The sequence below is a fragment of the Anaerotignum lactatifermentans DSM 14214 genome, assembly GCF_900142265.1.
Lineage (GTDB): Bacteria > Bacillota > Clostridia > Lachnospirales > Anaerotignaceae > Anaerotignum > Anaerotignum lactatifermentans.
In genome coordinates this window covers 1-8,590 of record NZ_FRAH01000104.1, presented here as the reverse complement: position 1 = coordinate 8,590, position 8,590 = coordinate 1, and the positions used below count along the sequence as shown (strand labels likewise).

8 protein-coding genes are annotated in these 8,590 nt (G+C 42.5%); 1 reads left to right on the top strand and 7 read right to left on the bottom strand.

From position 1 onward, the window contains the following. Positions 1–253: IS3 family transposase (locus BUB35_RS17005; protein ID WP_143185487.1), on the top strand; the 253-nt coding region annotated here is incomplete at its 5' end. A gap of 124 nt (positions 254–377) precedes the next feature. On the opposite strand, the gene BUB35_RS17000 is transcribed toward BUB35_RS17005, so the two are convergent. The 7 genes from BUB35_RS17000 to BUB35_RS16970 all read right to left on the bottom strand — a co-directional run bounded on the left by BUB35_RS17000 (position 378) and on the right by BUB35_RS16970 (position 8,432). Continuing rightward, complete coding sequence (locus BUB35_RS17000; RefSeq protein ID WP_159432911.1) at positions 378–860, bottom strand: cob(I)yrinic acid a,c-diamide adenosyltransferase; 483 nt, start codon at positions 858–860, stop codon at positions 378–380. 15 nt (positions 861–875) lie between these two features. Further along, positions 876–1,550: a single-stranded DNA-binding protein gene (locus BUB35_RS16995; RefSeq protein WP_200777627.1), complete on the bottom strand. Its 675-nt coding sequence runs from the start codon at positions 1,548–1,550 to the stop codon at positions 876–878. A gap of 165 nt (positions 1,551–1,715) precedes the next feature. Next, positions 1,716–2,027 carry a hypothetical protein gene (locus BUB35_RS16990; RefSeq protein WP_072853699.1) on the bottom strand — a complete coding sequence of 104 codons (312 nt, stop codon included), beginning with the start codon at positions 2,025–2,027 and terminating at the stop codon, positions 1,716–1,718. Positions 2,028–2,231: 204 nt separating this feature from the next. Next, entirely contained in the window at positions 2,232–5,066 is a 2,835-nt protein-coding gene (gene uvrA / locus BUB35_RS16985) for an excinuclease ABC subunit UvrA (protein ID WP_072853697.1), read from the bottom strand. Between the two features lie 34 nt (positions 5,067–5,100). Beyond that, positions 5,101–5,544 (bottom strand): GNAT family N-acetyltransferase, encoded by a 444-nt coding sequence (locus BUB35_RS16980; protein WP_072853695.1) that lies wholly within the window; start codon positions 5,542–5,544, stop codon positions 5,101–5,103. 20 nt (positions 5,545–5,564) lie between these two features. Further along, positions 5,565–7,544 (bottom strand): excinuclease ABC subunit UvrB, encoded by a 1,980-nt coding sequence (gene uvrB, locus BUB35_RS16975; RefSeq protein ID WP_072853693.1) that lies wholly within the window; start codon positions 7,542–7,544, stop codon positions 5,565–5,567. A 234-nt stretch (positions 7,545–7,778) separates the two neighbouring features. Beyond that, positions 7,779–8,432: a site-specific integrase gene (locus BUB35_RS16970; RefSeq protein ID WP_072853691.1), complete on the bottom strand. Its 654-nt coding sequence runs from the start codon at positions 8,430–8,432 to the stop codon at positions 7,779–7,781. Positions 8,433–8,590 lie beyond the last annotated feature (158 nt).

Below are 8,590 nucleotides of genomic sequence, written 5' to 3'. Positions count from 1 at the left end.
CCAAATGCTCAAACAAAAAGGAATCCGGCAAAGTATGAGCCGAAAGGGTAACTGTCTGGACAATGCTGTCATGGAAAATTTCTTTGGACTGCTCAAGAGCGAACTTCTCTATCTTCAACAGTTTCAATCTATGGAACATTTCAAGCAGGAACTGGTGGAATATTTAGATTATTATAATAACCATCGAATCAAAGCAAAGTTAAAGGGCTTGCCACCTGCAATTTACAGACAACAAGCCCTTCTGGCTTCTTAAACAATTTTAATTTGAAAATATTGTCTAACTTTTTGGGTTCAGTTCATAATGAAAAATTCCAGCTTCTTTTATTTTTCTTTTGAAATAGTGCCGAAAGCACAGTCTTTTTTCCTGAAAATGGGATTTATTTTTCTGTTACGATCTGATAAATATGGTCTGCTTTCTGGGCAATGGATTCCGGCAGACTTGCCCCTGTCAAAATCATATCCATGGTATTGGGACGTTTTTCCATCATCTCCACCACTTCTTCTTCTGACAGATAGTTTTCTTCCACACATTCCAGAATACCATCCAACATCAGCATGTCACATTCACCTGTATCCAGAATTTTTTTCGTAAAGTTAAAGGCATTTCGGATTTCCGAAGCGATTTCCTTGCGAATTTCTTCTGTCATTTCCGTACCTTCCCGATCTTTTTCAAAATGGAAGATACGAAAATCCGGTTCCAGTTTTTCCAGCAATGCAATTTCCTGATTGTTATGATAATCCATGAACTGGATCATCACCACCCGCAGGTTTTCTCCAAGGGCGCGAACGCCTTTGCCAAGGGATACACTTGTTTTTCCTTTACCTGCACCATAATAAATTGCAATTTGTCCTGTTTTCACCATTGTTCACTCCTGTTATTTCGCCAAACCAGTCTGTGTTTCCTCTGTCGCATTTTCCTGCGACGCATTTTCTTCTGTATGCAGAGATATTTTGGATACAGATACTTCATAAGCAATCCGTTCTTCCACCTGATCGCCGTTTTTCTTCTGATATACACGGCTCTGGATACGCCCCCATACTTTCACGGCTGTACCCACTTCCAGTGAGGAAATATATCTCGCGTTTCGTCCCCAGGTAATACAGGGAATATAGTCTGACTTATTGTATGCACGGTTTACCGCAATCAATACATCCGAAATTTCTCTGCCAAAAGGTGTTTTCCGGTAAATAGGCGCTTTACAGATAAAACCATTGAGAATGATCTCATTTTCATTGTGCATCTGTTCTTCGTCCAATACCTGAATATCTCTGACAAAAATCGTCAGTACCAACCGACTGCGATTTCCAGTATAGTTATTGTAACTTCTCAGCTGACCTTTGATTTTTACATGCTTACCGCGCTGGATATCCTGATTCATCAGTAAACGTTCTGATACGGTAATCGGCAGAATATCTGCATTTTCACTGAGTCGTTCTGCAGAAATCTTGAATGTATAAAAGCCTTCACCATAAACTTCATGGCTGAATACGCCATCTTCTACTACAACACCCGTAATGACAACGGAATTGTTTTCAGGCAAACTGTTCATTTGCATTTTCTCCCCTTTTCTGTGCCGCAGCAACTGCTCACGCTCCGGCATTTGTTCTTCTGTAACTTACTTTATGCTTGAACAAAAGCCTTTAGAAGTTGAAACAGAAAAACATCTTGTTCCTAACTCATACTATCGTTTTGGATAAAACGATCTTTTCTTTTCTCATCCTTCTCCATCGGTGATGTATTTTCCATTACGGAAAATAAAACCAATCTTCACACAATCGATTGCCACCACCATGGTATAGTCTTTTGTTTCATATATCATCGGTTCGCCGCCTTTTTTCACGATCACAGCGTCAATCTTCTTTCCTTCTGCTGTCCAATAAGAAAGAAAATGAAAATCTTCTTCTCCTTTAATCGCCCATTCCAGATCCAAAAGAGGTTTCAAAAAAAAATCTCCGTCACAGCCGAAATAATCAGCTACCCTCTTTCTGGACTGTTCAAAATCCAAAACAGGTTCTTTTCTTGCCATGTTCTTCCTCCGCAATTTTACTAAAGCTATCTGTTTCTATGGTACTGATAACCAACGGATTTGTCAATAACAACCGCATTTTTTGATGTTTTCACAAAATGAAAAAGTATTGATTTTCCAACAAAAAACCGTTTTTTTCGTCAAAAAAAATTTTTTACTCAATAGAAAATCCGATGAACGCAAATACATCGGATTTTCTTTTTTTCATTTTCTGTCCAATATGGGTTTCAAATATTTTCCGGTATAGGATTCCGGCACGCCGCATACTTCCTCCGGTGTACCGCAGGCAACGATGGTACCACCGCCGGTACCACCTTCCGGTCCCAAGTCGATGATATAATCCGCTGTTTTGATCACATCCAGATTATGCTCAATGACAACCACCGTATTGCCGCCTTCTGCCAGCCGCTGCAGGATATGCACCAGCTTATGGACATCCGCCATATGAAGCCCCGTAGTAGGTTCATCCAGAATATACATGGTGCGTCCTGTGCTTTTCTTGCTCAGTTCCGTTGCCAGTTTCACCCTCTGGGCTTCCCCGCCAGAAAGAGTTGTGGAAGACTGCCCCAACTGCACATAGGAAAGACCTACATCATAGAGTGTCTGCAATTTTGCTTTGATTCTGGGAATATTTTCGAAGAATTCCAAAGCTTCTTCCACCGTCATTTCCAGTACATCGGAAATGGTCTTGCCTTTATATTTCACTTCCAGCGTTTCCCGGTTGTACCGCTTGCCATGACAAACCTCGCAGGGTACATAAATATCCGGCAGGAAGTGCATTTCAATCTTGATGATACCATCCCCGGCGCAGGCTTCACATCTGCCGCCTTTTACATTAAAGCTGAATCTGCCTTTCTGATACCCACGCATTTTTGCTTCTGTGGTCTGGGCAAACACATCGCGAATCATATCAAAAAGCCCTGTATAGGTTGCAGGATTGCTGCGAGGGGTACGTCCGATAGGAGACTGGTCAATATTGATGACTTTATCCAGCTGATTCTGTCCATTCATATCTTCATGATTGCCGGGGCGGAGTTTTGCACGATTCAAGTCCCTTGCCAGTCGTTTATATAGAATTTCATTGACCAGAGAACTTTTGCCGGAACCACTGACACCAGTAACACAGGTGAAAATTCCAAGGGGAATATCCACATTGATCTGTTTCAGGTTATTTTCTGCCGCTCCCACAATATGAAGCATGGCTTCGGGATTAACAGGACGGCGTTTTTCCGGCACTTTGATTTTCTTTCTGCCGCTGAGGTAATCCCCCGTCAAAGATTCGGTACATGCCTTGATTTCTTCCACATCGCCGGTGCAGATGATATTGCCGCCGTCTTTTCCAGCACCGGGGCCTACATCCACGATAAAGTCCGCCGCATACATGGTATCTTCATCATGTTCTACCACAATGAGGGAGTTCCCGATATCCCGCAGGTGCTGCAATGTTTTCAGCAGTTTGTCATTATCCCGCTGATGGAGACCAATACTGGGTTCATCCAGAATATACACAACCCCTACCAGACCGGAGCCAATCTGTGTAGCAAGACGGATTCTCTGGGCTTCGCCGCCGGAAAGAGTGCCTGCTGCCCGGGACAATGTAAGATAATCCAGCCCAACATCCACCAGAAAACCAATACGCGCATGGATTTCCTTCAAAATCCGTTCCGCAATCATTTCATCTCTGCCGCTGAGCTGAAGGTTCTGGAAAAATTTCTGAATATCTGCCACAGACATTTCTGTAACCTGAGAAATATTTTTTCCGCCTACAGTAATGGCAAGAACTTCTGGACGCAGACGCATCCCATGACAGGAAGGACATTCGATATTCGTCATGTATTCCTCATATTCTCCACGCATAGTTTCGGATGTTTCGCTGTAACGCCGCTGCAAGTTGGGAATGATGCCTTCAAAGGCATAATCATAAGAACCTGTGCCACGGTAATTGGTGTAGGTAATCCGCAGTTTTTTGCCGCCAGTGCCATAGAAAATAATCTTTTTGATTTCCTCCGGCAGTTCCCGGAAAGGTGTATCCAGAGAAAATCCGTATTCCTCCGCCAATGCATCAAAAAGAACTCTGGTCATGGTATCCTTACTGGAAATGGAGTTATACCCCGGTGCCACAATGGCGCCTCCAGCAATGGAAAGGCTGTCATTTGGCACAATGAGCTGTTCATCAAACTTCATCTGCATGCCAAGACCTGTACAAGTGGGACACGCGCCGCTGGGATTATTAAAGGAAAAAAGTCTGGGTTCAATTTCCATCAGGTCGATGCCACAGTCAGGGCAGGAGAAATTCTGGCTGAATACCAATTCATCCTCTCCCTGATTCACATCCACCACCAACAGTCCCCCTGTCAGTGCGGTGACAGTTTCGATGGATTCTGTCAGACGTTTCTGGATGCCTTCTTTTACCACCAAACGGTCCACAATGATTTCGATGGTATGTTTCTTATTCTTTTCCAGTTTAATTTCTTCAGACAGATCGTAAATAATGCCATCCACACGAACACGGACATAGCCGCTTTTTTTGGCGTCTTCCAGCAGTTTCACATGCTCCCCTTTTCTCCCACGGACAACAGGCGCAAGCAGCTGGATTTTTGTCCGTTCCGGCAGTTCCAGCACACGGTCTACAATCTGGTCAATGGTCTGCTTTTTGATTTCCTTGCCGCATTTGGGGCAATGGGGCACACCAATTCTGGCATAAAGCAGACGCAGATAGTCATAAATTTCCGTTACGGTACCCACAGTGGAACGAGGGTTATGACTGGTTGTTTTCTGGTCAATGGAAATAGCGGGAGAAAGCCCATCAATCTGGTCTACATCAGGTTTTTCCATCTGACCCAAAAACTGTCTGGCATAAGAGGACAGGGATTCCACATATCTGCGCTGTCCTTCCGCGTAAAGGGTATCAAAGGCAAGGGAGCTTTTCCCGGAACCGCTGACCCCTGTAAAGACCACCAGTTTATCTCTGGGAATGGTCAAATCTATATTTTTCAGGTTGTGCTCTCTGGCACCCCTGATGACGATTTCATTTTTCATATTCTCTCCTTTTTTCCTTATAAAAGGAAATCTATCATAAATCTTTTTCCATATATCTTTCTTCTGGTACAAAACCAATTTTCTGATACAAAGGCAGACCATCATCTGTGTAATGCAGACGCATTTTGGTCACGCCTCTCTCTTTGGCTTTTTCCAGTGCCATGCCCACCAGCTTTTCAGAAATGCCTTTCCTGCGGTAGGCTGGCTTTGTGTAAACATTGCGCAATTCTCCATATTTGCCGGAGGGGTTGTCCACCATAGGACAGGTTTCATAAAAACAAACCATGCAGGCAGCCACCAGACTGCCTTCCTCCTCCGCTGCCAACAGAAGCAGATCTTCCGTTTCCATATGTTTACGCAAATAATTTTCTGTTATATTCCGAAAATCTTTAGGTACATTTTGATAAGACAGCAAAAATTCCATACGCAGTTCCAGAAAACGTTCCAGATCTGCCAGATGCAATACTCGATAATTCATAGGGTTCCCCCTTTCGCATCTTACATGAGTTTTTTCAGTTCCAGAATTTTATCCCTCAGTTCCGCTGCCCGTTCAAATTGCAGTTCCATGGCAGCATGCTTCATTTCTTTATCCAAAGTCTGAATAAGTTTTTTCAGTTCTTTTTCACTCATGGATTCCGGGTCTTTTTCCAGACCAAATTTCTGTTTTTCCGTTGCCGTTTTGGTAATCTGGATGACATCATGGACTTTCTTCACAATGGTCTGGGGCGTAATGCCGTGGGCTTCGTTGTACGCCTGCTGGATACCACGACGGCGGTTGGTTTCGTCGATGGCTTTCTGCATACTTTCCGTCATCACATCGGCATACATGATAACACGACCTTCCGCGTTTCTGGCAGCACGACCAATGGTCTGAATGAGTGATGTTTCCGAACGAAGGAAACCTTCTTTGTCCGCGTCCAAAATGGCAACCAGACTGACTTCGGGAATATCCAGCCCTTCTCGCAGCAGGTTGATGCCTACCAGCACATCAAACACATCCATACGCAAATCACGAATAATTTCCAGTCGTTCCAGCGTGTCAATGTCTGAATGCAGGTAACGCACTCTCACACCGGCTTCTCTGAGGTAATCTGTCAGACGCTCCGCCATTTTCTTAGTCAGTGTGGTTACCAGAACCTTCTGTCCTTTTTCGGTAGTTTTCTGAACTTCCGAAAGGAGGTCGTCAATCTGTCCCGCAATGGGTCGCACGGAGATTTCCGGGTCTAACAGCCCTGTAGGACGGATGATCTGTTCCACTGTCTGCTGGGAATGTTCCTTTTCGTACACAGAAGGTGTGGCAGAAACAAACAGCAGCTGATTGATTTTGCTTTCAAATTCCGCAAATTTCAAAGGACGGTTGTCCAAAGCGGAAGGCAAACGGAACCCAAAGTCCACCAGTGTGGTTTTTCTGGATCTGTCCCCTTCGTACATGGCACGAATCTGGGGAATGGAAACATGGGACTCGTCGGCAATAATGAGGAAATCATCAGGGAAGAAGTCGATGAGCGTAAAAGGCGTACTGCCTGCTTCTCTCAAGGATAAATGACGGGAATAGTTTTCAATACCTGTACAGAATCCCATTTCCTTCAGCATTTCAATATCATAATTGGTGCGTTGTGCCAATCTTTGGGCTTCCAGAAGCTTGTCCTCTCGCTTCAATTCTGCCAGACGTTCTTCCAGTTCCGCTTCAATACGTGCAATGGCCAACTGCATTTTTTCCGGCGAAGTGACATAGTGAGAGGCTGGATAGATGGAAATATGATTTCTGGTACCAATGATTTCTCCTGTCACCACATCAATTTCCGTGATGCGGTCGATTTCGTCGCCGAAAAATTCCACACGGACAGCATATTTCGAGGATGCCACAGGGAAAATTTCCACTACATCCCCGCGAACACGAAAGGTACCGCGCTCAAAATTCATATCATTTCTGTCATACTGCATTTCAATGAGGCTGTGCAGCACTTCATCCCTGTCTTTTTCCATACCGGGACGGAGAGAAAGCATCATGCCATAGTATTCTTCCGGGTCACCCAGACCATAGATACAGGATACGCTGGCAACAACAATAACATCCTGCCGTTCCACCAGTGCCGCTGTGGCAGAGTGGCGCAGTTTGTCAATTTCTTCATTGACTGCGGAATCTTTCTCAATATAGGTATCGGTGCTGGGCACATAGGCTTCCGGCTGATAGTAATCATAGTAAGAAACAAAATATTCCACTGCATTTTCTGGGAATATCTCTTTAAACTCGCTGTAAAGCTGTGCAGCAAGGGTTTTATTGTGTGCAATGACCAGTGTAGGCTTCTGTAATTTCTCTACAATATTCGCCATTGTAAATGTCTTTCCAGAGCCTGTAACACCCTTTAAAGTCTGGAATTTCAAGCCTTTTTTAAATCCTTCGGCTATCTTTTCTATTGCCTGTGGCTGGTCGCCTGTAGGCTGAAATTTTGAATGTATTTTAAATGGTTTGTCCATGATACACCTCCGTTCGCACAAAGTGAAGTGATTACTGTCAGCCCATCATTCGTAAAGGCAGATATTCCGTTTTTGCCCAAAAAAGCCCTTTTACGAATTTTGGTCACTAAAATCAAAATTTTAAAACAGAATAACATTAAATAGCATTAGATATCATCACATATAATTATTCAAAAAACAAGCTACTAAGAAGTATATCACAGTTAAATACTAAAGTATAGGGGAACACAAAAATTATGCAAACATTTGTTCTATTTCTGTTCCAATGTCGATGACAGAAATGTTTTCATTACTATCTTGTACTGCATCAAATTCTTCATAGGGTAATAAAGTTAATTCTTGTATGAATTGGTCTAATGCTTCAGTGTTGTCCGTAATCAGCTGAGCATTATCCCCATATACATCAACCGTAATTAACTCCTTTGCGTGCCCCATCAAATTTGATACTGCCTTAGGACTAAAATTCATTTTCAACAAAAGCGTACAATATGAACTTCTTAAATCATGCCATCTGATATTAGGTAAATTATTTTCTTCCAGTAATTTTTTAAAATATTTATAATGGAAGTCTTTACTTCTGGAATGACCATATGTGGAACAACATATATAGCCTTCATCTAAAAATTCTTTTTTTCTTTTGCTTTTATTCTTTTCATATATTTTTCGCTGTTCTAAAATAGCTTGAAACACATAATCAGGAATTTTTAAAGTTCGATAGCTGGATGGTGTTTTTAATCCTAGTTCTTGTTTTGTTAAAGTTTTTTTTCTGATTTCTTCTATATTTACATCAAGGGGTTTTCCCAACTGTCTTTGAATAGTTAATGTTTGTTCAACAAAATCTATGTCTGAATACTTCAGACCTATTATTTCGCTTCTTCTAAGTCCCATCAACGCATTAAACAATACCTGTAAATAGATTGGTGTATGGATCTATATTAAAAAAGTGGACACATAAAGTAACTATCTATTACAATAAAGTAGACACCAAAAGGAGGTATTTACATGTCAACAAACAGCAAAGGTATTCGCTATGACGAAGACTTCAA

What these genes read in the sequence shown, in the direction of transcription:
- uvrA (WP_072853697.1), bottom strand. Translation starts at nt 5,066, where the DNA reads ATGAAAAATGAAATCGTCATCAGGGGTGCCAGAGAGCACAACCTGAAA.
- BUB35_RS16970 (WP_072853691.1), bottom strand. Translation starts at nt 8,432, where the DNA reads ATGGGACTTAGAAGAAGCGAAATAATAGGTCTGAAGTATTCAGACATA.
- BUB35_RS16995 (WP_200777627.1), bottom strand. Translation starts at nt 1,550, where the DNA reads ATGAACAGTTTGCCTGAAAACAATTCCGTTGTCATTACGGGTGTTGTA.
- uvrB (WP_072853693.1), bottom strand. Translation starts at nt 7,544, where the DNA reads ATGGACAAACCATTTAAAATACATTCAAAATTTCAGCCTACAGGCGAC.
- BUB35_RS16990 (WP_072853699.1), bottom strand. Translation starts at nt 2,027, where the DNA reads ATGGCAAGAAAAGAACCTGTTTTGGATTTTGAACAGTCCAGAAAGAGG.
- BUB35_RS16980 (WP_072853695.1), bottom strand. Translation starts at nt 5,544, where the DNA reads ATGAATTATCGAGTATTGCATCTGGCAGATCTGGAACGTTTTCTGGAA.